This window comes from Paenibacillus sp. FSL E2-0178, from assembly GCF_038593005.1.
GTDB classification, from domain to species: Bacteria; Bacillota; Bacilli; order Paenibacillales; family Paenibacillaceae; genus Paenibacillus_AQ; species Paenibacillus_AQ phytohabitans.
This window is the reverse complement of record NZ_CP151953.1, coordinates 187,241-208,972: the sequence shown is the minus strand read 5'-3', so window position 1 is coordinate 208,972 and position 21,732 is coordinate 187,241. Positions and strand designations below refer to the sequence as shown.

General features: G+C 51.2%; 23 protein-coding genes and 2 riboswitches. Of the genes, 2 read left to right on the top strand and 21 right to left on the bottom strand.

Annotated elements, in window-relative coordinates; genetic code table 11:
• Window positions 1–68: 68 nt before the first annotated feature.
• Entirely contained in the window at window positions 69–992 is a 924-nt protein-coding gene (locus tag MHI42_RS01025; protein ID WP_256703775.1) for a phosphate ABC transporter substrate-binding protein, read from the bottom strand.
• A 285-nt stretch (window positions 993–1,277) separates the two neighbouring features.
• Between MHI42_RS01025 and MHI42_RS01020 the strand changes: the two genes are divergently transcribed.
• Window positions 1,278–2,207: a LysR family transcriptional regulator gene (locus MHI42_RS01020; protein ID WP_342422423.1), complete on the top strand. Its 930-nt coding sequence runs from the start codon at window positions 1,278–1,280 to the stop codon at window positions 2,205–2,207.
• A 464-nt stretch (window positions 2,208–2,671) separates the two neighbouring features.
• Here the strand turns inward: MHI42_RS01020 and MHI42_RS01015 are convergent, their stop codons facing one another.
• From MHI42_RS01015 to MHI42_RS00965, 11 genes are all read right to left on the bottom strand, one after another.
• Window positions 2,672–3,508 carry a methyltransferase domain-containing protein gene (locus tag MHI42_RS01015; RefSeq protein WP_342422422.1) on the bottom strand — a complete coding sequence of 279 codons (837 nt, stop codon included), beginning with the start codon at window positions 3,506–3,508 and terminating at the stop codon, window positions 2,672–2,674.
• A gap of 65 nt (window positions 3,509–3,573) precedes the next feature.
• Window positions 3,574–4,488, bottom strand: a complete 915-nt coding sequence (locus MHI42_RS01010; RefSeq protein WP_342422421.1) for a DMT family transporter — start codon at window positions 4,486–4,488, stop codon at window positions 3,574–3,576.
• Between the two features lie 157 nt (window positions 4,489–4,645).
• Window positions 4,646–5,782: a zinc-dependent alcohol dehydrogenase gene (locus MHI42_RS01005; protein WP_171715884.1), complete on the bottom strand. Its 1,137-nt coding sequence runs from the start codon at window positions 5,780–5,782 to the stop codon at window positions 4,646–4,648.
• A gap of 89 nt (window positions 5,783–5,871) precedes the next feature.
• Window positions 5,872–6,690: a VanW family protein gene (locus MHI42_RS01000; RefSeq protein ID WP_342422420.1), complete on the bottom strand. Its 819-nt coding sequence runs from the start codon at window positions 6,688–6,690 to the stop codon at window positions 5,872–5,874.
• Window positions 6,687–7,214 carry a cysteine hydrolase family protein gene (locus MHI42_RS00995; RefSeq protein WP_342422419.1) on the bottom strand — a complete coding sequence of 176 codons (528 nt, stop codon included), beginning with the start codon at window positions 7,212–7,214 and terminating at the stop codon, window positions 6,687–6,689. The genes MHI42_RS01000 and MHI42_RS00995 overlap by 4 nt, the downstream gene beginning before the upstream one ends.
• 86 nt (window positions 7,215–7,300) lie before the next feature.
• Complete coding sequence (locus MHI42_RS00990) at window positions 7,301–7,462, bottom strand: hypothetical protein (protein ID WP_167549552.1); 162 nt, start codon at window positions 7,460–7,462, stop codon at window positions 7,301–7,303.
• A 216-nt stretch (window positions 7,463–7,678) separates the two neighbouring features.
• Complete coding sequence (queE, locus tag MHI42_RS00985) at window positions 7,679–8,401, bottom strand: 7-carboxy-7-deazaguanine synthase QueE (protein ID WP_342422418.1); 723 nt, start codon at window positions 8,399–8,401, stop codon at window positions 7,679–7,681.
• Complete coding sequence (gene queD, locus MHI42_RS00980; protein ID WP_342422417.1) at window positions 8,394–8,876, bottom strand: 6-carboxytetrahydropterin synthase QueD; 483 nt, start codon at window positions 8,874–8,876, stop codon at window positions 8,394–8,396. The genes queE and queD overlap by 8 nt, the downstream gene beginning before the upstream one ends.
• A complete protein-coding gene (gene queC, locus MHI42_RS00975; protein WP_342422416.1) occupies window positions 8,876–9,538 on the bottom strand; it encodes a 7-cyano-7-deazaguanine synthase QueC in 663 nt (220 codons plus the stop codon). The genes queD and queC overlap by 1 nt, the downstream gene beginning before the upstream one ends.
• 40 nt (window positions 9,539–9,578) lie before the next feature.
• Window positions 9,579–10,079, bottom strand: coding sequence for a preQ(1) synthase (gene queF, locus MHI42_RS00970; RefSeq protein ID WP_342422415.1), 501 nt, complete (start codon window positions 10,077–10,079; stop codon window positions 9,579–9,581).
• Window positions 10,080–10,254: 175 nt separating this feature from the next.
• Window positions 10,255–10,298: riboswitch (PreQ1 riboswitch) on the bottom strand.
• 90 nt (window positions 10,299–10,388) lie between these two features.
• Window positions 10,389–11,129 (bottom strand): ZIP family metal transporter, encoded by a 741-nt coding sequence (locus MHI42_RS00965; protein ID WP_342422414.1) that lies wholly within the window; start codon window positions 11,127–11,129, stop codon window positions 10,389–10,391.
• Between the two features lie 244 nt (window positions 11,130–11,373).
• On the opposite strand from MHI42_RS00965, the gene MHI42_RS00960 reads away from it, so the two are divergent.
• The gene (locus MHI42_RS00960) at window positions 11,374–11,709 is read left to right on the top strand and encodes a hypothetical protein (protein ID WP_171715890.1); all 336 of its coding nucleotides are present in this window, start codon (window positions 11,374–11,376) and stop codon (window positions 11,707–11,709) included.
• A 137-nt stretch (window positions 11,710–11,846) separates the two neighbouring features.
• Here the strand turns inward: MHI42_RS00960 and murB are convergent, their stop codons facing one another.
• The 9 genes from murB to MHI42_RS00915 all read right to left on the bottom strand — a co-directional run bounded on the left by murB (window position 11,847) and on the right by MHI42_RS00915 (window position 21,710).
• Entirely contained in the window at window positions 11,847–12,761 is a 915-nt protein-coding gene (gene murB / locus MHI42_RS00955) for a UDP-N-acetylmuramate dehydrogenase (RefSeq protein ID WP_171715891.1), read from the bottom strand.
• 169 nt (window positions 12,762–12,930) lie between these two features.
• Window positions 12,931–13,740 carry a (2Fe-2S)-binding protein gene (locus tag MHI42_RS00950; RefSeq protein ID WP_342422413.1) on the bottom strand — a complete coding sequence of 270 codons (810 nt, stop codon included), beginning with the start codon at window positions 13,738–13,740 and terminating at the stop codon, window positions 12,931–12,933.
• A 42-nt stretch (window positions 13,741–13,782) separates the two neighbouring features.
• The gene (locus MHI42_RS00945) at window positions 13,783–14,589 is read right to left on the bottom strand and encodes an ABC transporter ATP-binding protein (RefSeq protein ID WP_039298947.1); all 807 of its coding nucleotides are present in this window, start codon (window positions 14,587–14,589) and stop codon (window positions 13,783–13,785) included.
• A 57-nt stretch (window positions 14,590–14,646) separates the two neighbouring features.
• The gene (locus MHI42_RS00940) at window positions 14,647–15,681 is read right to left on the bottom strand and encodes an iron ABC transporter permease (protein WP_340986812.1); all 1,035 of its coding nucleotides are present in this window, start codon (window positions 15,679–15,681) and stop codon (window positions 14,647–14,649) included.
• Window positions 15,681–16,739 (bottom strand): iron ABC transporter permease, encoded by a 1,059-nt coding sequence (locus MHI42_RS00935; RefSeq protein WP_342422412.1) that lies wholly within the window; start codon window positions 16,737–16,739, stop codon window positions 15,681–15,683. Before MHI42_RS00935 ends, MHI42_RS00940 begins: the two co-directional genes overlap by 1 nt.
• Before the next feature lie 231 nt (window positions 16,740–16,970).
• Entirely contained in the window at window positions 16,971–17,993 is a 1,023-nt protein-coding gene (locus MHI42_RS00930) for an iron-hydroxamate ABC transporter substrate-binding protein (protein WP_342422411.1), read from the bottom strand.
• Between the two features lie 198 nt (window positions 17,994–18,191).
• Complete coding sequence (locus MHI42_RS00925) at window positions 18,192–20,009, bottom strand: APC family permease (protein ID WP_042137741.1); 1,818 nt, start codon at window positions 20,007–20,009, stop codon at window positions 18,192–18,194.
• Window positions 20,010–20,137: 128 nt separating this feature from the next.
• Window positions 20,138–20,297, bottom strand: a riboswitch (cyclic di-AMP (ydaO/yuaA leader).
• Window positions 20,298–20,523: 226 nt separating this feature from the next.
• Window positions 20,524–20,958, bottom strand: coding sequence for a disulfide oxidoreductase (locus MHI42_RS00920; protein ID WP_039298958.1), 435 nt, complete (start codon window positions 20,956–20,958; stop codon window positions 20,524–20,526).
• On the bottom strand, window positions 20,955–21,710 hold the full coding sequence (locus MHI42_RS00915) for a DsbA family protein (RefSeq protein ID WP_171715895.1): 756 nt from the start codon (window positions 21,708–21,710) through the stop codon (window positions 20,955–20,957). The genes MHI42_RS00920 and MHI42_RS00915 overlap by 4 nt, the downstream gene beginning before the upstream one ends.
• Window positions 21,711–21,732 lie beyond the last annotated feature (22 nt).

Genomic DNA, 21,732 nt, shown 5'->3' with positions numbered 1-21,732 from the left:
GCAGAAGAAATCCGCCTCTAATCACATGAAGTTCTAATGGATGATACCTGTGAATGAATCTGTAGTACTTACTTAGTTGTTACAGTTCCTGCTACATCGCGGGATACCTGCATCTGCGAAGCCGGGATGTAACCAAGCTCTACTACGTCACCTGTCTGTACTTCGTCAGTCATCATGAAGTCCAGGAATGCTTTTACTGTTTCATTCGGCTCACCGTTAGTGTACATGTGCTCGTAAGCCCATACCGGATATTTACCGGAAATTACGTTGTCTACAGAAGGTTCAACACCGTCATAGCTCAAGGTTTTAACGGAATCATCCAGGTAGGACAGAGCCAGGTAACCGATAGCTCCCGGTGTTTCGCCGATAATTTTCTTAACAGTACCGGAGGAATCCTCTTGAATAGATCCTGGCAGATCATCCGTTTTGGTGCCAAGCGCGAAGCTCTCGAAGGTTGCGCGTGTACCTGAGCTTGCAGGACGGTTGATGATCTGAATCGCCTGGTCAGCGCCGCCGACTTCGCTCCAGTTCTTGATTTTGCCAGTGAAGATGTCGACCAGCTGCTGCTTAGTCAGTGTATCTACGCCTGCATCCGGATTGCTTACTGCTGCGATAGCTACAACGGCTACCTGATGATCAACGAGTGCTGCCGCTTTCTCAGCATCAGCATCTTTCAATTTCTCTTCTGCGAATACGTCGGAGTTACCGATATCCACTTGCTTCTCAGCCACTTGTGTCAAGCCTGTTCCGCTTCCGCCGCCTTGAACCTGAATATCCACGCCTGCATTGGCATCCATGAATTTCTCTGCTGCCTGCTCTACGAGCGGCTGAAGTGCTGTGGAGCCCGAAGCCAGGATAGATCCGCTTAGTTCGGCGCCGCTGCTGTTTTGTGTATTTGTTGCAGCTGCATTGCCTCCGTTATTGGTTGCCGCATTATTTCCCCCGTTGCCACATGCCGAAAGTGCTACTACGCTTGTTAAAGCCAAAGCCATGATCCAAGATTTTCTGAATTGCATTGTTTTTTTTTCCTCCTAAAGGTTTTGTGAGTGTCTGCTTCATTGGTCTGCTTCGTACAAAACTCACTTTGGAAGCATTGTCTGTGCTCATGTCAGCTTCTCTTCTGACTCTTCTTATTCTAGAGCTCGTTCGTTATGTAAAAGTACTGAGTTTGTAAAGCGGAAGATAAAAGTTATAATAGATTTTGAATAATGCCATAGATATAATCTATATATAAGCAACAATCGTTAATTTATCGTCATCAAACCGGAGGAATCAGCATGAATCTTGTGAAATTACAAATCGTAGTCCTGATTGAAAAATATAAAAAGGTAACGGACGTAGCCGCCGAGATGGGACTTAAGCAGCCGACCGTTTCCTTCCATATGAAGAGTCTCGAGAGTGAGCTTGGCGCTTCACTGTTCCAGTTCCGGAGCGGCCGGGTGCTGCTGACCGATGCCGGACGCGCCTTGTATCAATATGCTGTGCGGATTGTATCGCTGACGGCAGAAGCTGAGCGGACAGTTAAGCAGTTTACCTCTCTGGCCTCGGGGAATCTGGAGCTTACAGCAAGCGACATCCCCGGTAATTATCTTGTGCCTAAACTGCTGTCCCAATTCACTGGCCTGCATGATGGAATTGATGTGTTCCTGTCCATACTGCCGGATGATGCTGTCAGGGAGCGTCTGCGGAGCCGGGAGATTCAGCTGGCCGTGCTGCACAGCGCGGACGGACAGGATGATTCCTTCCATACACAAGTGATTGCCAGAGATGAAACGGTGCTGGTTTTTGCGCCCGGCCATCCTTTTGCCGGAGCGCAGGAAATTACGGTAGAAACGGCAGCAAGAGAACCCTGGGTGCAGCATGAAGCCGCCTCCTTCCTGCGCGGAATCTCCGACAAGTGGACGCAGCTCAATCATGTGAAAGTGTGGAACCATGCCGTACTCGGCTCGCCGGAGGCGGTCAAACGTATGATTAGCGGCGGCGGGATGGTCGGAGTATTCTCCAAATCAGGGATTGAGGCCGAGGTGGCGGCCGGAAGTCTGGCCTATGCCCCGCTGCCGGGACTTCATCCCGGCGATGGTGCATTTGTGCTGGCCTGGCGCAAAGACTACACCCTCTCCCCGTTACAGAAGGCTTTTGCCGGAATGGCAGGTGGTGGCGGCTTACAGGAGGAGGACCAGCGCGAAGATCCGGTACCCAGTGAATAGCTGGACTTCCGGGCGGCGGATGGACGTCGTTGTAGGAATTCCCAGATCATCCGCTCTCAAGAGTATAAATCCGGTAACTTTATATAAAATCCTGCCCATAATGCAACAATTCCCTCATTATATTGACCCGAAACTAAAATTGTTGTAAAAAAGGCAGCATTTCACCTTTTCCAAGCGGCTGAGCAGGATTATTCTTGTATTTCATACAACAATCCTTCTAAACACCTGGCTATCCATACATCAAAGTTGTAAAACGTACAACACTTATGTCTACAGTGCGCTTTATTTACATTTACATAACAAAAACGGTATCCCTTAGCGCACGAACGTAACCGTGCTTCAAGAGATACCCTTTGTTTGAAACATATGACTTCTTAGGTTTCACACTATAAATTACTGCTATTCCCCGCTGAAACGGCTTTGCTTTCTTTAAAAGGACGGCAAAGCCGTTTCCACTTCGTTTATTATCTTTTTCCCGCCACCAAAGTGAAGGTCTTGGGAATCCCCTTGTCATATACATCCGACGACAGGTTGGGCTCTTCCACCAGCTCCTGAATAACAAGCCCGCTGGCCGCAGCAGCCGTTACAATCTCGCCGAGTGTCCAGCGCCGCCAATAGACTACATTAGGTCTGTCTTCCATCGCTGCTTTTTCGGAAGAAGGCATATACTTGGAATAGGACACCTGCTTCTCTTCCAGTGCCGTATCGAAATAATCACCGCTCACTTTATGCTTGCGCACCTTGGCGGTTGAACCCTTGGAGGAGATTAGCTTGGTCGTTACCGGGTGGAAATCCCGCAGTACGAACTTCCCGCCGGGTGCCAGCAGCCGGTATGCCGTAGTCATAAACGGAGCCAGGTCGGTGAAATAGTGGACAATTCCCATTTCCGCAAACACCAGGTCATACGAGCCGTCCAGCACAGCTTCAGGCAGTCCCAGCACATCTGAGACGATATAATCCAGCTTCACTCCGGCTTCCTGCGCCAGTTCAGTAGCATAACGCCCATTCGCCTCCGAGAAATCAGCAACCGTCACTTCCGCCCCCATCAGCCCCAGCGCTACTGCCTTCATGCCGTTCGAACCCATCAGGTTCATAATCTTACGGCCCTGCACATCGCCCATATAAGCATTCAGCGGGAACAGCTTCCCTGCCGGATCTTTGGCCAGCTTCTCTGCTGCCTCGGCTGGTGATCCGAACCGGCTTGTCCATGCCGCATAGGTATCCTCATTCCACAACTCTTCACTGGAAGGAGCAGCCCCGCCGTTTAGACCTGAAGGTTCGTTCTGATCTTGTTCATTCATTACATTCGTTACCCCTTTATATATGTTCTGTGAAAAAAATGTCCTCGCTCCACCGTTCTAACGCATTATGACGCATTAGGCATAGCTTCCTGAAGCTTGAGCGCCTTCCTGCGTCCGGAATACAGATAGACTCCGAGGCCGGCCATGACCAGCACGCCTCCTGCCCATTGTAAACCGCTCAGCTGTTCACCCAGCAGCAGGAAAGCAAGAATGCTCGCGCCGACAGGCTCTCCCAGAATATTCATCGATACTGTAGTCGCAGAGGCATACTGCAGCAGCCAATTAAACAGAATATGGCCGAATACGGTTGGCACCACCGCCAGCAGGACAAAGATGCCCCATTCCCGGGCCGGATAAGCGAAGAAAGGTGTACTTGTTACCAGATTGTAAACAGCAAAAACGAAGGCCGCAGAGATGAATACAATCAGGCTGTACAAATAGGAAGGCATACGCGCCACCAGCTTCTGACCGATCAGCAAATGTGCGGCTACTGCTACGGTTCCGCCAACCGACAGCATGTCACCCTTCAGGTTCTCGGCGGATAGTCCGATATCGCCCCAGCCGATAAAGACAACTCCAAAGATAGCAATAGCCATACCCAGCATAGCTGAGGCGCTGTTTCGCTCTTTATACAGTATGTACGCACCGAGCATAATGAATAACGGCTCCAGAGCCATGATCATCGTCGAGCTGGCCACTGACGTGTAATTCAATGAGCCCATCCAGAGCAGAAAATGAAGGGCCAGCATAACACCGGAAGCGCCCAGCAGCATCCAGTCTTTCAGGCGCAGCGCCCAAGCTGCTCCGCTATAGCGGCGGGCGAACGGCAGCATCAGCAGTGAGGTGAACAGCAGCCGGTACATCCCCTGAACCGACACCGGAGCAGACGACCATTTAATGAAGATAGAAGAAAAGGATATGGCCACAATTCCGATCACCATCAGCAGCGGTACGGGAACGGGCGGTTTTTTGGGATTCATACGTAGTCGCCCCTTCGTGTTTTGTAAGACTCATTATGTTAATTTAACGCAAATTGCAGAAAAAAGCAGCATTTTTCATTAAAAGAGACATAGAATCCGTCTTTCAGCGGGTTCCATGCCTCATACGAGCTATACCAATGCTGATAAGCATCTCTATCTATGGCTTAAGCACAACCTTGATGCAGTCCTCTTCCTTCTCCTGAAATACCTGGTACCCATGCTCCGCTCGGCTGATCGGCAGCCGGTGGGTGATGATATCTGTGGGATCGAACTTATTCTCCTTAATCATCTTGTAGAGCGCAGGCATATAATGAATGACCGGGGCTTGTCCCATCTTCAGCGTAATATTGCGCTCAAACAGATGACCGAGCGGGAACATATTATAGTTCAGCCCATACACCCCTACAAGCTGAATCGTACCGAACTTGCGGACCACCTCTGATGCGGTACGGAACGCCCCTAGTGAACCGCCCTGCAGCATCAAGGCTGTTTCTACCTTTTCTACAACCGTCTTCTTGGCATCGAGACCTACACAATCAATGACCACATCCGCTCCGCCGCGCGTAATCTCCTTCATGTGCTTCTCAAACTCTTTAATTTTCTCAAAATTAAAAATTTCCACGTTATTCGTCAGCTTCGCATGCTGCAGCCGGTATGGGATATGATCGACGGCAATGACCCGGGATGCGCCTTTCATCCAGGCGAATTTCTGTGTCAGCAGACCCACCGGCCCGCATCCGAGCACAATTACGGTATCTCCGGGCTTCACGCCGGCATTCTCAACCCCCCACCAGGCGGTAGGTACAATGTCCGAGAGGAACAGCAGCTTCTCGTCTTCCATTTCAGCATCCTCCGGAACGACAAAGGGGCCGAAGTTGCCGTACGGTACACGCAGCAGCTCGGCCTGCCCTCCGGCGAAGCCGCCGTAAGTATCCGAATAGCCCAGATAGCCGCCGGTATCCTTGGCTTCATTCGCGTGGTCACATTGGCTCTCCATCTCGTGCTGGCAGAAGAAGCATTGCCCGCAGGCTACATTAAAAGGAATAATGACACGGTCACCCTTCTTGACCTTGGTAACCTCCGGTCCCACATCTTCCACAATTCCCATGGGCTCATGCCCGATAATGTAATCATCATGCATGCCGGGGATTTCGCCATTATAGATATGCAGATCCGATCCGCAAATGGCGGTTGAGGTAATGCGGACAATGATATCATCCTTCTTTTCAAGCCGCGCATCAGCGACTTCCTTAACCTCGACTTTCTTCTTGCCCTGATAGGTTACTGCCTTCATGTTGAGCGTCACTCCTTCAGAAGTAAGGTATGGACATAGCAGGCTGTAAATTCACGCTACACTATGTTATAACCCCAAATCCTCCGGCTTTATCCGTGCAGCAGCGGAGAATACATCATCAGCGCATGGTTCTCGGCGACAGCCTCATCACCCGCCAGCTCTCCTGTAAGCGTAAGCACCCTGCGGCGGATAGCGTTACTTCGTACATATCCTCCCCACGGCTCCAGGCTGATCACATGGCCGTCTTCATAGACCTCATAATTGTAGAGCTGCCGGCTGTCACTACGCCACTCCCCGTGCAGATGGGTTTCATCCAGGTAAAGCTTCAGCTGGTAGGTGTACTCCGTATCATTTCTAAGCTGCAAATCCAGATAGTTATAGGAACAGGTGGCCCCGCTGCCAAAAGGCTGTGTCCGCTGCTCATCGGGAAAAACATCATAGCTGTGCCGGTGCCGTTCAGTAACCGTGAGCGGTGTATGCAGCGCCATCCAGTAGATCAGATTCGACAACTGGCAGAGACCGCCTCCCGTTCCGGACCGGAAGCCGCCATAATGCAGAACCATTCCATCCAGATAACCCTTCCTGCGGGTCGGCTTGCCGATACTCCGCCAATAGGAGAAAGTCTCGCCGGGACGGATGACGAGTCCGTCAAGCTTGGCAACAGCCAGGCGCAAATTCGTTATTTTATTATACTGCAGCTGCATATCGACATTACGCAGGCTCCGAAGCAGAGGTGTGGCATGGCTGGCCGCCTCATAAGGCAGAGCTTCCGGGCGAAGTTCCTTGGCGAGCCTGCCCCGTGCTGTGATCCATTTCCAATATCTTTTCCAGATAAAAAAGCGCTTGCCGGCAAATAATCTCAGCCTGGAGCGGCGGATGGGCTTCATTGCGGTAATTACCGGATTCATCGGAAGGTTACTTCCTGTTCCGAGCGCAGCGCAGCAATTCCGGAGCCAAGCGCATCATTATGCTGCTTCACGATTTCTTCACCTGTGAGATGGTTATCATCGAAGGTACTATGTGCATCCTTGACCAGTACGCTGGAATACCCAAGGCTATGTGCGCGTCTGCTGGTCGCATTCACACAGTAATCTGTCTGCATCCCGCAGATGACCAGCTCCGTCACTCCAAGCCGTTCAAGCTCTTCCTGAAGCCCGGTGAGATGGAAGGAATCCGGAGTTGTCTTCTCGATTACCTTCTCCCCTGCCTGCGGTGCAATGCGGCTGCTGATCTCCCAGGTAGGGATGCCCTTCACAAATTCCCCCTCTTCTTCGGTATGCTGGATGTAAATCACCGGAACCCCGGCTAAGCGGGCCTTGTCCAGCAGCGAGCTGATCCGTTCCAGAACTCCTTCTTCGTCATACAGCTTCATATCAGGATAAGCAAACATCGCCTCTTGAACATCAATGATCAGTAATGCGGTTGACATCATCAATTCCTCCCCGGACTGTTATTCTCCTGCTGCAGACTTTCTCCTGCATACCAGCACTAATACTCCCTAATATTATAACTGATAATTCACTCTGGTAGCTTATCCGAGATCACCAGGATAAAGGTAGCCAGCGGTCCCAGCAGCAATGACAGCAGAAACCAGTTTAATCCGCTCCGATTTTTCCCCTGGGCAATTCCCGCATTAATCAGTGCCAGCGTTCCCCAGCCTGCGTAGTATCCGTTCTCCATTTCAATTCCCCCTCATACATGATCATCCATCAAGTATATTACGCCTGTAATGGGTGATGCACCTCCGCTTGTTACATTAATCCTAATAATTACATTAAAAGGTATTGGGTACCGGCACCCCAAAGGAAGAGCAGGCGGACCGGGGGACTATAACACAAAGACCGGACCTCCGCATCGCAGAGGTTCGGTCTTCATTCAATATATAATGTGCAAGCCTTACTTGCCCCGCTTATTATGCCAGATGAGTGCGTGAAGCTGCGGCAGCACCCGCGCCTTGTTCATCTGCGGGTCGGCAATTACCAGATTAAACAGCCATTCCAGCCGGCCCAGCAGGCGGCCTGAAATGTCGCCTTCCTCGGTGACATTATCATTCCCCGGCTGAAGGAACAGCGGGACCTCCGGGTACCTGAAATGTACCTTCCGGGCATATTCATAATCCTCCCGGCTAAAAACAACCACCTTCAGGCTATGGGCAGCCTTTCCGTTACTGCCGACTCTAAGCATAATCTCATCCAGCTTGTCCCAATCCGTCTTCATCCCGGAGCTTGGCGGCTTGGGGCTGATCGTCAGCACATCGACATCACTGAACCAATCCTGCCAGCGGCTGCCCTGTGTCTCGATGGCCGCCTGGATACCGCGTTCGTGGAGCAGGGTGATGAATTCACCCATGGCTTCCCCGATCAGCGCCGGATTGCCTCCGGAGATGGTTACGCAATTGAAATTTTCTCCTGCCAGCTCAAGCAGCCCGGCGAGAATCTCCTGCGGCTCCATCATAGTTACTTTATCTTTCGCCGAGCCATCCCAGGTGAAGGCGGAGTCACACCAGCTGCAGCGGTAATCGCAGCCGTAGGTGCGGACGAACATCGTTTTGACGCCAATGACTGCCCCTTCCCCCTGGATGGTCGGGCCGAACATTTCAATAACAGGTATTTTACTCATGGTCGCAGCCTCCGTACCGACGATAAGACGGTCCCTCTTCCGGAATATCTGCAGCCAGCACCTCCGCCCAGGAGGTCGGAGTTTCCCACAGCTTAACCGAATAGACAGGCAGAGCAGCCCGCTTCAGCTCATAAGCGATGTATGCTGACATGTTCTCCGCCGTCGTACGGAACGACAGCAGTGCTACCTTGGAGCCTGTAGCCGTAAGTGTCTCCAGTACAGGCTCATTGCCCATGGCCAGAAAAGCATGATCCAGCCGGTCCACTACAAGCTGCTTCACGGTCGCTTTGATATCGCTGAAATCGACAACAAACCCCTCGTCCGATTTACCTTGTTCCACAGAAGGTACACCCTTCAGCACAACTTCAAGCTTGTACGTATGCCCGTGCAGATTGCTGCATTTCCCCTTGTGCCCAATCAGCTGATGGGCGGCGTCGAAGGTGAAGATTTTGCAGACAGATACTTCGCCCAGCATTATAGTCCAGCCCCCTGGCGCTCCGCCTCATATTGCTCAAGGCCGCGCTGGCGCAGCAGACATGCCGGGCAGGTGCCGCAGCCGCTGCCGATAATCCCGTTGTAGCAGGTAAGCGTCTGCTCACGGATATAGTCGAAATAGCCAAGCTCGTCGGCCATTTTCCAGGTTTCTTTTTTGTCCAGCCACATCAGCGGGGTATGAATCACGAACTCAACATCCATCGACAGATTGAGTGTGACATTCAGTGATTTCACGAACACATCCCGGCAATCCGGATATCCGCTGAAGTCCGTCTGGCAGACACCGGTGATGATATGGCTATAGCCCAGCTGTTTGGCCAGAATCGCTGCAAAGGACAGGAACAGCAGGTTCCGTCCGTCTACAAATGTACTCGGAAGCTCCTCGCCCTCCCCGGCAGCGATTTCGATATCGTCCCGGGTTAGCGCGTTCGGGGCCAGCTGATTCAGCAGTCCCAGATCGAGAATATGCTGCTTCACCCCAAACTTAGCGGCAATCTCCTTGGCAACCTCAATCTCAGCGGCGTGCCGCTGATTATAATTAAAAGTAACAACCTGAACCTCCTGGAACTGCTGCAAAGCCCATACCAGACAGGTGGTGCTGTCTTGGCCGCCGCTGAAGACGACCAGTGCTTTTTTATTCATTGTAAGTTCACTCCTCCTTATTGTTCTGTGTGCTGAGGGATTAACGGTTATCCACTTTCTCGGGATACAGGTCGTGGTTCATCAGCCGGTGCTCGGCAATGGCCTCATATTTCGTTCCCGGACGCCCCCAGTTGCAGTAAGGATCGATGGAAATGCCGCCGCGAGGCGTGAACTTGCCCCAGACCTCAATGTAGCGGGGCTCCATCAGCGAGATCAGATCATTCATAATAATGTTGACACAGTCTTCATGGAAATCCCCGTGATTGCGGAAGCTGAACAGATAGAGCTTCAGGGATTTGGATTCAACCATTTTGATATCCGGAATATACGAGATGTACATCACGCCGAAATCCGGCTGTCCGGTAACGGGACACAGGCTGGTGAACTCCGGGCAGTTGAATTTGACAAAATAATCACGGCCGGGATGCTTGTTATCGAACGCCTCCAGAATTTCCGGAGCATAGCCGAAATTATACTTCGTACCTTGATTACCCAGCAGGGTAACCTCCTGCATTTCCTCTTTCAGTCTGCCTTCTGACATGACAAAAAACCCCTCTCTTTTCCCTAGGCTCACGGCCTGAACTGGAAAGAAGAACGAGATTTCGAAAACCTGGCTCTACTAAGATGAGACACGCGCGGCATAACAAGAAATAAGTACAGGCAAATGCCCGTACTCTTTAAGCCCCCGGATATCCGGAAAGCTGCTCATGCCTGTAGCGGTCTTAGTTTTTTATAGAGGGAGTTTGCGAACCTCTCCTGCGCTTGCGCGCGCAGATTCCTTCTTTGTGCTTATGACTATACATAGGGTGCGTCTTGAACTATACCATGATTGCCGGAGGCTTGACAACCCTCACAGCTGATCCAGAATCAACGAGCACAGCAGCCCCATCGCAGCGATGAATCCCGTTAGCGGTCCACCGTCCTCATAAGCTTCTGGCATCATGCTGGAGGAGACCATCGCGATAATCCCGCCCCCGGCAAAAGAAGCAATCATCGCCTCCGTATACCCGCTTGCATGATCCATAAATGTATAGCCAGCACCTGAAGCCAGGGTGGAGATTACCAGTACGCCGAGCCAGAGCAGCATGATTTTTCTTTTGCCGTAGCCGTCCTGCTTCAGCCCGGCCGTGCTCGACAGCCCTTCCGGAATATTGCTGATAAAAATAGCGATAACCAGCAAGAGACTTACACCTTGGCCGGCAATCAGACTGGCCCCGATCATGATTGACTCAGGAATAGCATCCAGTACCGTTCCGGCAAAAATAGCCATGCCGCTCCCGCCTTTAGCTTCCGTTTTCCCTGAAGCTCTGGCTGAGCGTTTGCGGCCGGCTCCGCCTTTTCGCGAGATATACCAGTCAAACAGCGTGAACACCAGTGCTCCTGCGGTAAAACCGATGATCGTCGGGGTCAGCCCGCCGTCACTCGCGGAATCCTCCAGCAGTTCATAAGCAGCTGCTCCGATAAGTACGCCTGTCCCGAAAGCCATAATGAAGCCGATTAGCTTGTTTGGAATGGACAGGAACAGAGCGAGCAACGCCCCGAGTAATACAGCTGAGCCGGAAATGGCGCCCCACATCAATGCACCCCACATTATGCTCACCTTCCCCGTTTATGTATTGTTAATAGAAATGCATAGATGTAGTTTACACCCTAATGGGCAACGGCAAACAATGCATCTTCCGGCGTGCACCTAATCGGGATCTATTCTTTTACGCTTATATTTTTATTTATGATGTTAATCATTAATATCATTAATAAATACGATGGATTCATTTGCCCGGAAAAGGGTAACTTAGAATTATCAATCTCTTACTAACCAAAGGATGGGATCCTATATGGAACAAAACGTACAGAAGCTTATCGATTGGCTGGAGGCGCAGGAGCATCCAACCCTGGTGATCAAGAAGCAGGAGCTGGATGATCTGGATACAGTTCACTTTAATCTGGACACCGTAGACTACCGCAATGCTGAGGATGTCCTTGATGAATACCTGGGCAGTGCACTGATTCTGCGGGGAACGGGAAATACACTCAATGCAGACGGTGAGCTTGTGCCGCTTCCGCAGCCTAATTATGAGATCGCGGTCAGCGGGCTGAAGCTGAATACAGTAGCTGAGGATAATGTCGAGCTGGAGACGGACAGAGCGAAATATTCCTTAGCCTTAAGCTGAATGATCTAGTATTACAGGAAAGTTGTGCGCGTCATGTTTATTTCCCCTCTACTTGAGACACATACAGGCCATGGGTGAAACACACCCATGGCCTTACACACGTCTATTGATTCAGATACAAGAATTTATTAGCTGATTTATGCTTCTTCCCCGAGAATCTCAACTTCCGTCTCCAGCTCGACATCGAATTTATCCTTCACCGTTGAACGCACATGCTGAATCAGTCCGATGTAGTCACTGGCTGTCGCATTATCCGCATTGACGATGAATCCGGCATGCTTGCGCGATACCTCCGCTCCGCCGATGCGGGTTCCCTGCAGGCCGCTCTCCTGAATCAGCTGGCCGGCATAGCGGCCCGGCGGCCGCTTGAACACACTGCCGCAGGAAGGATATTCCAGCGGCTGTTTGGATTCGCGGAGATAGGTCAGCTCATCCATGGAGGACTTGATCGCAGCAGGATCACCCGGCTGAAGCGCAAATCTGGCCTCCAGCACAATATACTCTCCGCTGGCAAAGATACTTTTGCGGTATCCCCACTGAAGCTGGTCACCCTGCATAGTAATAAGCTGTCCGTCCTTGTCGATCACAAGTGCACTTTGCAGCACGTCCTTAACCTCACCGCCGTAAGCTCCGGCATTCATATACAGCGCCCCGCCTACCGTTCCGGGAATGCCGCAGGCGAACTCCAGACCCGTCAGCTCCTGCTCCAGCGCATACCTTGAAGCATCAATAATCTTCGCCCCGCACTGCGCGTAGAGCAGTCCGTCCCGGATGCCCATTTCCGTCATGTCGGAGGTCTGAAGCACAATACCGCGGATGCCCCCGTCCCGGATGATGACATTCGAGCCGTTTCCGAGTACAGTAAGCGGAATATCATGATCATGCGCATATGTAGATATTCTCTGAATTTCATCGTAGGTTGCCGGAGCAGCCCAAATATCCGCTTCCCCGCCCATCCGGGTATACACCAGATGCTTAAGACTCTCGTGGCGCTTCAGCGAGCCTGCTGTGACCAGCTGCTGCAGGTCCTTATATATGTTGTCGATATTCATACTTCATGCTCCTAACTCTATGAAAATGATGACCGTGATCATCTGCCTGCCTCAACTGTGCATCGCGGCAACCACAACTTTAACAACGAACAGGCTCCCTTGTCAATGACAGGAGCCTGTTTGGAAGCTGCATACAGCATTATTATGTTTCATCATTCCCTTTTATAACCTAACTCCCGGCCGCAGCACGCTCTGAACGGAATTCTTCCCTTCTTGCTGCACGTTCCTCTTCTTTCATCCGGGGGCAGGTATAACATAGACGGCCGCCTTCTGTCCGGTAATACATACAGCAGCGGTTGCGCATCTGTACAGTCTGCTCCTGGTCAACGAGCGATTCAATTCTCCGTACCTTCACATGAAACGGATTCCGGGGCATCTGGAATACTTCAGCAGGCAGTTCATCTTTCAGATAGCTGTAATCTGCTTCAATCCGCTTAAGCACTGCAGGATCGGTAATTCCGGCTGCAAAGGACTCCACATAATAATTGAATTTGGACGGCATCTGTCCCCATATCTCACCAAGTGATAAACCGCTCACCTGTGAAATACAGCGTACCAGCGGCCCGGCAGTCTCTTGATAAAAGCGGGCAAACACATCATTTCGCCACGCGTCCCTGCTCTGCTGTTCCTCAGGAGCCTGCTCAGTCTTCCACGCGTGAAGGGAGAAGGCAATCCGGCAATATCCGTCTGCCGGAATGAGATGAATCCCCAGATTCGCTAGGCTGAACTCAGGAACGAAGGAGAATCCTGTGACTGAATACTGGACAGCAAGCGCCAGATTGGACAGATAGCCGCCGAAATATGCAGCAACCGCTTTATCGTCCAGTGCTTTCATTAACGGCCCATAAGTGTCTACAAATGCCTTCATCCCCTGCTCATGCACCAGTTCAGCCGCAGCGAAGGAGTGCAGAGCTCCCTCCGGTACCGCAGGATGCAGGTCAAACTTGGTGGTGAATTCCTTAATCAATAGTTCGTTCATTGCGCTGCCCCTCTCCGCTCCACTAGCCTGTCCAGCTCGCGCTTATAGTCCAGCTGCCTTGTATGCAGCCAGCTCGTAAGGAAGGCACAGCGGCACTCCGGTACGCGGATCAGGCACAATATCGGCTTCAATGCCGAATACCTCGCGCAGAACTACCGGTGTCATTACATCAACCGGCGCCCCTTCACTGATCACATTGCCGGATTTGATCGCTACCATATGCTGTGCATAACGGGATGCATGGTTCAGATCATGTACCACCATGATAATCGTCCGGCCTTCTTCTTCATTCAGCTTCTGCAGCAGCTGCAGCACCTCCAGCTGATGGGCCATATCCAGGAATGTCGTCGGTTCGTCAAGGAACAGAATATCTGTCTGCTGCGCCAAAGCCATGGCAATCCAGGCCCGCTGACGCTGTCCGCCGGAGAGCCGGTCAATCGGACGGTCATGGAACTCCGTCATACCGGTAACTTCGATTGCATTAGCAATGATGCTGCGGTCTTCTGGCGTCATGGTGCCGAAGCCCTTCTGATGCGGGTAGCGGCCGTAACCCACAAGCTCGGATACAGTCAGACCGTCAGGCGCAGTAGGATTCTGCGGCAGAATCGCCAGCTGCTTGGCCACCTCTTTGGTGGACAGGTTATGAATGGATTTGCCGTCGAGCATGACGCTGCCGCTCTTCGGCTTCATGATGCGTGCCATCGTCTTCAGAATGGTCGATTTACCTGAGCCGTTCGCTCCAACCAGCGCTGTAATCTTCCCTGTCGGAAGTGACAGGTTCAGCCCCTTTACAATCATCGCCTCTGCGTATCCGATACTCAGCTGTTCTGTATTCAAACGTTCCGACATGATACTCACTCCTTAGAATTTTAATTTTTCATGATAATTCGCCTATGAATGCCTATGTTAAGCCTTAGATTTTGCCAAAAGATATAAAAAGTACGGGGCTCCGATGATCGCCACCACGATACCTGTAGGTATCTCTGTAGGCTGCAGAATCCAGCGCCCGATGGTGTCTGCGGTGAGCAGCAGCAGCGCGCCTATCAGAGCGGCTGCAGGCAGCATGATCTGATGACGCGGGCCCACAAGTCTGCGGGCAAGATGCGGTGCAATCAGTCCGACAAAGCCGATGCCTCCGCTGACCGAGACGCAGGCGCCTGCGAGAGCCACAGCAGCAGCCAAGAGCAGCAGACGTTCCCGCTCCAGCGGCAGCCCAAGTCCCTTGGAGGTTTCATCCCCCAGGTTCAGTACGTTAAGCACCCGGGCTTTGTAGAACGCGAACGGCAGCAGAATCAATATCCAGGGGAGCAATGCCAGCACAAAGCGCCAGTCTCCGCCCCAGATTTTGCCGGCCAGCCAGATGGCTACGAACTGATAATTCTGCGGGTCCAGTCTTAACGACAGGATCAGCTGAAAAGCGTAAATGCCGGCACCTACGGCAATTCCGATCAGGATCAGCCGTGTCGGCGAGAGTCCGTCGGCTCTCCGGTAGGAGAGAAAATAGATCAGCGTGGCCGTAAGCGCTGCACCTGCCAGCGCCAGCAGCGGAAGAACAAAGATGGGCCCCGCTGTGGTTGCCGGGACAAATGAAATGAAGATCAGCACTGCGAATCCCGCTCCGGCGTTGATCCCTAAGGTAGAGGGTTCAGCAAGAGCATTGCGCGACAAGCCTTGCAGAATAGATCCGGATACTGCGAAACCCGCCCCGATGAGCAGTGAGATCACTATACGCGGCAGCCGGAAATCAAACAGAATCAGCTTCTGCTGTTTGGTTCCTTCACCGAGCAGAGTATGTAGAACATCAAGTGGTGATAAGCGCATGAAGCCGGTATTCATACTGACAATAAAAATAATGATGATAAGTGCAGCAAGCAGCGTTAGAATACCGGCTTCTCTGGTGCGGCGCGATTTCACTGAGGGTACAGACATGGTCCTGTTCATTACAGCTCCCCCTTGCGCTTGCTGGCCAGATAGATGAAGAACGGTACGCCGAATACTGCAATCAGGGCACCTATCGGTGTTTCATAAGGCGCATTAATCATTCTCGCAGCAATATCGGCAAAGAGGATCAGCACGCTCCCGAGTACTGCCGAGCAAGGAATGATCCAGCGGTAATCCACCCCCACCAGATAACGGGTAATATGCGGAATCATTAATCCGACAAAAGCAATCGGCCCCACCGTCGAGACCGCCGCTCCGGCAAGAATGACCACAATGATCATCCCTGCGGTCTGTACCAGCCGTGTGCGCTGCCCCAGTCCTGCGGCAACATCCCTTCCCAGGCTTAACAGCGTGATGGAACGCGAGAGCACCAGCGACCCGATAAGCGCACCTGCAACCCAGGGGGACATAATCTTGAGCTGTGTCCAGTTCGCTCCGCCAATCCCGCCTGCCATCCAGAACGCAATATCCTGGGAGAGGTGATACAGAATGGCGATGCCTTGGCTGACCGCCAGCAGCATGGCACTGACCGCCGCACCCGCTAAGGTCAGGCGTAGCGGTGTCAGCCCGCTATGGGACAGCGAACCGATGCCGAAGACTAAGAGCGATGCCACAGCCGCTCCAATGAAGCAGTAGATCATGATATACATGAAAGACAGCGAAGGCGCAAAGGCGAAAGCCAATGCCAGGCCGACACCAGCTCCGGCGTTGAGTCCCAGCAGCCCCGAATCCGCCAGCGGATTCCGGGTCATCCCCTGCATGATCGCGCCGGCGACAGCAAAACATGCACCCACCAGCGCTCCAGCCAAAGCCCGGGGGATCCGCAGCTCCCGGATGACCTGATGCTGTCCCAGCTCCGGATTGAAGCGGAAGACAGCTTCCCATACAGTAGCCAGCCGGATATCTGCCGCTCCTACCGATACAGACAGCATCAGCCCGAAGATGATGGCGGCTATTCCGAGCAGCAGGATCGTAGCTGCAGCTACCGGCCGCGACTTGATGGGTTTATCCTCTGCGGCCTTAGAAGGATTGAGGTTAGAACGTGTGGATGAAACCATAAGCCGTCTCCTTAACAGGATTATTACTTGCTTATTACTTGCTTCTAATTGATTATCATTCTCATTATCGCAAATATATGAATATTGTACAAGCAGATAACGCGTAATCTATACTGAACGCCCTCATCTATCGCTCCATTTAAAAAAAGGTGCAGATCATCGTATCCGGGGATACAAGGACCTGCACACTCGCTACCGGCAAAGGCTGATCACCGGCATTTTGAACGCTGCTTATTTTACAAGACTGCTCAGAGCATCATCAATTGTTTTGGAGTTAGCTATAGGACCGCTGTACAGCCAGCTGGTTGCTCTGCCAAACTCATGAACATTCCCCGCCTTAACAGCCGGAATCCCCTTCCAGATCGCGCCATCCGTAACTTCAGCAGCATCCGCCCCGTCACTGTTCACAAGGATGATATGATCTGCAGTCAGCTCAGACAATTTCTCAAGTGAAATCGGATTCCACGTTGCTCTGGACTCAGCAGGAATTTCGGTAACCAGATTCGGAAGCTTCAGTCCAAGATCTCCATACAATACCGCTCCGCTGCTGCGGGTTTCGTCTACAATGAAGAAGCTCTTGGAGACCAGCCAGAGAATGGCAACGGACTCATCGCCGATGGCAGCAGAGATTTTGGCTTTTGCATCAGCAGCTTTTTGATCGTACGCTGTAATTGCTGCTTCAGCTTCAGGCGTTTTGTTCAACAGCTCGCCGATCTTGAGCAGCGATTTGCGCCAGTCCTTGCTGACTTCGTCGCCGAGTACATACGTTGGTGCAATTTTGTTCAGCTGGTCATACAGACCGTTCTGGACAGTACCTTCCGATTGTACAATAGTGAAGTCCGGTGCGAAGCTGGTTACAGCTTCGAGTGGAAGGTCATAGCTGATGGTTGGAATGTCCTTAAGCTCAGCTGCAAGGTAATCCTGAGTGCCGTTTGTCACGGACCATTGGGCAACCGGAGTCACGCCAAGTGCGACCAGATAGTCTTCCAGATAAGAAGCAAGCACACGCTGCGGGTTCGCAGGGACAGTGACTTTATGTCCCATGGCATCCGTTACTGTTTGCTCTACCGCTGGAGCTGTTGTTTCTGCCGGTGCAGTAGTGGCTTCTGCAGTTGCTGCAGGTGCCGTAGTTGCCGCAGCCCCGTTATTGGCTGCATTGTTATTTCCGCATGCGGATAATAACAACGTCGTGGTCATGAGTCCGGCCATAGCCAGCTTCATGCTTGTTGATCTTTGCAGGTTGAACGAAAACATTAATTACCCCTCCTGTATATACATTCATTATTGGTCAAAGGTGATTGCGGCCTTCGCCTCACATAAACTGATGATATTGATTCTCATTCTCTCTGTCAACTAAATTATCTGGTTCCATGTACACTCACCCTGCGCTTAACAAAAAACGGCTGTTCCCGCAACCTGCGGAAACAGCCGTTTTACATATAAAGGGTATGTCTATTTGTGCAAATGATACGGTACAGTTGCTATAACGATATCCTTCTGATTCATCAGATAAGAACGGATGAACAAGCTGGTCTGATTATGCAGAATCGCCTGCCACCAATGCTTCGTAACAAATTGCGGAATGAGTACAGTAATATGGTCTGTAGAAGCGGTTTTCCACTCCACCGTATCGATGAATTTCACCAGCGGGCGGATGATGCTGCGGTAACGCGAGCGGAGTACAATCAGGCGCACCCCAGGGTTCCACTCTTCCCACTTCTGTTCCATTTTGTGAATCTCTTCTTCATCGAATCCGACATATACAGCCACTACATTCTCAGTCAATGACTTCGCATAGCTGATCGAATGCAGCACCGCACGGGTAACACCGGCAACGGGAACCACTACTGTACTTCCTTTAATACAAGGTTTATCCGTCGCCGGACAAATGCGCAGCTGATCGGCAATATTCATATAATGGCGGTGAATCCGGTGGAACACGATGATTACAAGCGGCAGGAAGATGAAGGCCATCCATACACTCGAGAATTTAGTAATAATGAAGATGAGTGTTATGGTTAAGGTTGTGAGCATGCCTACTGTATTCACAGCGAATTTGCTCTGCCAGCCCTTAGGCTTAGTTCTGTACCACTGGACCATCATGCCAAGCTGTGAAAGGGTAAACGGAATGAATACCCCAACGGCGTATAATGGAATCAACCCTTCGGTATTTCCGTGAAAAGCAGCTACAAGCACAGCCGACATTACGCCGAGGAAAATAATGCCGTTGGAGAATCCCAGCCGGTCTCCGCGCACCATGAAGGCATGGGGTAAATATTTGTCCTTGGCGAACATGAAAGCCAGCAGCGGGAAGGCCGAATACGCTGTATTCGCCGCCAGGAACAAGATTACTGCAGTGATACCTTGGATGAAGAAGTACAAACCGCCGCGGCCAAAGGTAGACTCGGTAATCTGCGACACAACCGTCGCTTTCTCATCCGGCATGATGCCGTACCAATAAGCCAGAAGCGTAATCCCCGTGAACATAGCCCCGAGAATCAGACCCATCAGCATCAGCGTTTTAGCCGCATTTTTCTCAGCCGGTGCTTTGAAGTTAGGGATCGCATTGGAGACCGCTTCTACCCCGGTCAGTGCCGAACAGCCGGAGCTGAAGGCCTTAAGCAGAAGGAACATACTTACGTTCGATACCGCTGAGCCGATCTCAGGAACCTGGGCATGAGCACCGCCGGTTGCATACTTGAAGACTCCGGCGATAATCAGTACAAAGATGGAGACGACGAACAGATATACCGGAATGGCTATGAAGGAAGCTGATTCAGTAACACCCCGCAGATTGACAATCGTTAAGAGCAGAATGACAGTAACCGCTATGAGTACACTATGATTATGAAGACCCGGGAACGCTGAAGTGATCGCATCCGTTCCCGCCGAGGCGCTTACCGCCACCGTTAGAATATAATCGACCAGCAAAGAGCCACCGGCAAGCAATCCGGTATGAACCCCTAGATTGGTTTTGGCAACAATGTAGGCGCCCCCGCCCTGCGGATAAGCAAAAATGGTCTGCCGATAAGACAGGATTAAGATGGCCAGCAGGCCCAATACGGCTAATGCAATTGGCAATGAGTACCAGATAGCTGTGAAACCTGCGGCCACAAGTACGATTAGGATTTGTTCTGTTCCGTAGGCTACAGACGAGAGCGCATCAGAAGACAGGACAGCCAGTGCTTTCACCTTGGATAACTTTTCATGATCGAGTTCGTTCGACTTCATCGGACGCCCGATCAATAGTCGTTTTACCTTGCTTACCATTGTAGTAACAGTTCCTCTCTTTGTTAAGTTGAAACGGCAGTACCGCGCGCTGTTTTCATAAGTGGATTTCATAAATGCAGGCACAAAAATAAGCATACGGAAATGATCCGCATGCCTTGAGTGCATGGTCATTATCCCACTATTGCTTACGAGGTTAGCTGGCGGATTCGGGCTGTGGTAGCCCTACGGTTTTCGAGTCTGCTGACCCGCTTCCGATTCACCCCGTTGGCACTCGGCCAAGTTTGGTTCCCCCGTTTTTCCTTCCGGAAAATTCAGCGCATATTCAACTTCTCACAAGGACTAATAATAATCTACAATGCCTCTTCCGTAAAGCGTTGAAACAAATGAAAAAAGAATGAAAAACAACCAAAACAACCAAATCCATGATCCGGTATGTCTTGCTCTTTCATTCTCTTTCATTATCCCTTTATCGCGTGATTTTACAGCATTTCTGCTTAATAATTTACACTCAATTTAAGGGAAATAGTTACTCTTCATTCTGCCTGACGGCTTCTTACTCACCTGCATCCTCTTTACGCCCTGTCCATAGCAGAATTGTGATTAATGCGAACGCAATGAGTGCCAGCAGCGGGATGGTGATGAATCCGAAATAATTCAGATAATCCGTGTTACACGGCACACCAATTGTACATGGAAGCACCTTGCTGAGTGCCGGAATTTTCTGCTCCGCGTAATGATAGATCGAAATGCTTCCGCCAATCAAACTTAAGGGAAGAACATAAGGGATAATGCGCTTATCCCCCCGGTAAGTGGCGATTCCGAGCAAAATCAGCTGCGGGTACATAAATATCCGCTGAAACCAGCATAGCTTGCAGGGCTCATATTTCAGCACTTCACTGAGATACAGACTGCCTGCTACAGCAACAACCGAGACGAACCAGGCCAAGTAGAGACAATTCCGGCGGCAGAATGCAGAGAATTTATTCATTGTGCAGCCACAGCTTCCGCAGCTACCTGGATTTGAGCATCAATTTCCTCCATATTAAAAGGTTCATTCACCTTGACTCCATTGACATACAGTGATGGCGTGTTGGTTACGCCTGTGTCTGTGCCAAGCTGGATATCTCTCTCCAGTTCGCTTTCGTAGGTCTTGTCTTCAATATCCTTACGCAGCAAATCGAAGTCAATGGGCAGTTCTAATTGCTGTGCCAGACTTACCAGGAAGTCCGGGGTTGCCCACTCTACCTTTTCTTCACCCTGGTTAGCATAGATAGCATCGAAGAATTTCCAGAAGGCCTCTTGATTCTGATGGTACACGGAGAGTGCCGCAAGTGAGGCTGTTCTCGAATCCGTACCGATAAAGGCCAGGTTGACGAAGTAAAAGGCTGCTTTATCCTGATTAACATACTCCTGAACGATTTGCGGTTTAATCACTCCGGTGAACTGGGCGCAAGCCGGACATTTGTAATCGCCGAATTCAACGATTTTGACGGGTGCATCTTCTTTGCCCAGCCGTGCCATTTCACTGTAGTTGAAGTCAACGGGAGCCGCAGCAGATCCTGTAGTTGAGTCGTCCTTCGAGGCCAGCATGAATAATCCTACAAAAATAATAACAACTAAAGCCACTGTACTCACGATCAGAATTCTCGTTTTCTGCTTCTGCTGCTCCTGCTCTGCCCGGCGTTTCTCCTGCTTGCTCATCTGGGGAAGCGCGACATTGTTCTTTTTTGATTTGCTCAAAGAGAGTTCCTTTCTGTCCATA

What these genes read in the sequence shown, in the direction of transcription:
- MHI42_RS01025 (WP_256703775.1), bottom strand. Translation starts at nt 992, where the DNA reads ATGGCTTTGGCTTTAACAAGCGTAGTAGCACTTTCGGCATGTGGCAAC.
- MHI42_RS01020 (WP_342422423.1), top strand. Translation starts at nt 1,278, where the DNA reads ATGAATCTTGTGAAATTACAAATCGTAGTCCTGATTGAAAAATATAAA.
- MHI42_RS01015 (WP_342422422.1), bottom strand. Translation starts at nt 3,508, where the DNA reads ATGAATGAACAAGATCAGAACGAACCTTCAGGTCTAAACGGCGGGGCT.
- MHI42_RS01010 (WP_342422421.1), bottom strand. Translation starts at nt 4,488, where the DNA reads ATGAATCCCAAAAAACCGCCCGTTCCCGTACCGCTGCTGATGGTGATC.
- MHI42_RS01005 (WP_171715884.1), bottom strand. Translation starts at nt 5,782, where the DNA reads ATGAAGGCAGTAACCTATCAGGGCAAGAAGAAAGTCGAGGTTAAGGAA.
- MHI42_RS01000 (WP_342422420.1), bottom strand. Translation starts at nt 6,690, where the DNA reads ATGAATCCGGTAATTACCGCAATGAAGCCCATCCGCCGCTCCAGGCTG.
- MHI42_RS00995 (WP_342422419.1), bottom strand. Translation starts at nt 7,214, where the DNA reads ATGATGTCAACCGCATTACTGATCATTGATGTTCAAGAGGCGATGTTT.
- MHI42_RS00990 (WP_167549552.1), bottom strand. Translation starts at nt 7,462, where the DNA reads ATGGAGAACGGATACTACGCAGGCTGGGGAACGCTGGCACTGATTAAT.
- queE (WP_342422418.1), bottom strand. Translation starts at nt 8,401, where the DNA reads ATGAGTAAAATACCTGTTATTGAAATGTTCGGCCCGACCATCCAGGGG.
- queD (WP_342422417.1), bottom strand. Translation starts at nt 8,876, where the DNA reads ATGCTGGGCGAAGTATCTGTCTGCAAAATCTTCACCTTCGACGCCGCC.
- queC (WP_342422416.1), bottom strand. Translation starts at nt 9,538, where the DNA reads ATGAATAAAAAAGCACTGGTCGTCTTCAGCGGCGGCCAAGACAGCACC.
- queF (WP_342422415.1), bottom strand. Translation starts at nt 10,079, where the DNA reads ATGTCAGAAGGCAGACTGAAAGAGGAAATGCAGGAGGTTACCCTGCTG.
- MHI42_RS00965 (WP_342422414.1), bottom strand. Translation starts at nt 11,129, where the DNA reads ATGTGGGGTGCATTGATGTGGGGCGCCATTTCCGGCTCAGCTGTATTA.
- MHI42_RS00960 (WP_171715890.1), top strand. Translation starts at nt 11,374, where the DNA reads ATGGAACAAAACGTACAGAAGCTTATCGATTGGCTGGAGGCGCAGGAG.
- murB (WP_171715891.1), bottom strand. Translation starts at nt 12,761, where the DNA reads ATGAATATCGACAACATATATAAGGACCTGCAGCAGCTGGTCACAGCA.
- MHI42_RS00950 (WP_342422413.1), bottom strand. Translation starts at nt 13,740, where the DNA reads ATGAACGAACTATTGATTAAGGAATTCACCACCAAGTTTGACCTGCAT.
- MHI42_RS00945 (WP_039298947.1), bottom strand. Translation starts at nt 14,589, where the DNA reads ATGTCGGAACGTTTGAATACAGAACAGCTGAGTATCGGATACGCAGAG.
- MHI42_RS00940 (WP_340986812.1), bottom strand. Translation starts at nt 15,681, where the DNA reads ATGAACAGGACCATGTCTGTACCCTCAGTGAAATCGCGCCGCACCAGA.
- MHI42_RS00935 (WP_342422412.1), bottom strand. Translation starts at nt 16,739, where the DNA reads ATGGTTTCATCCACACGTTCTAACCTCAATCCTTCTAAGGCCGCAGAG.
- MHI42_RS00930 (WP_342422411.1), bottom strand. Translation starts at nt 17,993, where the DNA reads ATGTTTTCGTTCAACCTGCAAAGATCAACAAGCATGAAGCTGGCTATG.
- MHI42_RS00925 (WP_042137741.1), bottom strand. Translation starts at nt 20,009, where the DNA reads ATGGTAAGCAAGGTAAAACGACTATTGATCGGGCGTCCGATGAAGTCG.
- MHI42_RS00920 (WP_039298958.1), bottom strand. Translation starts at nt 20,958, where the DNA reads ATGAATAAATTCTCTGCATTCTGCCGCCGGAATTGTCTCTACTTGGCC.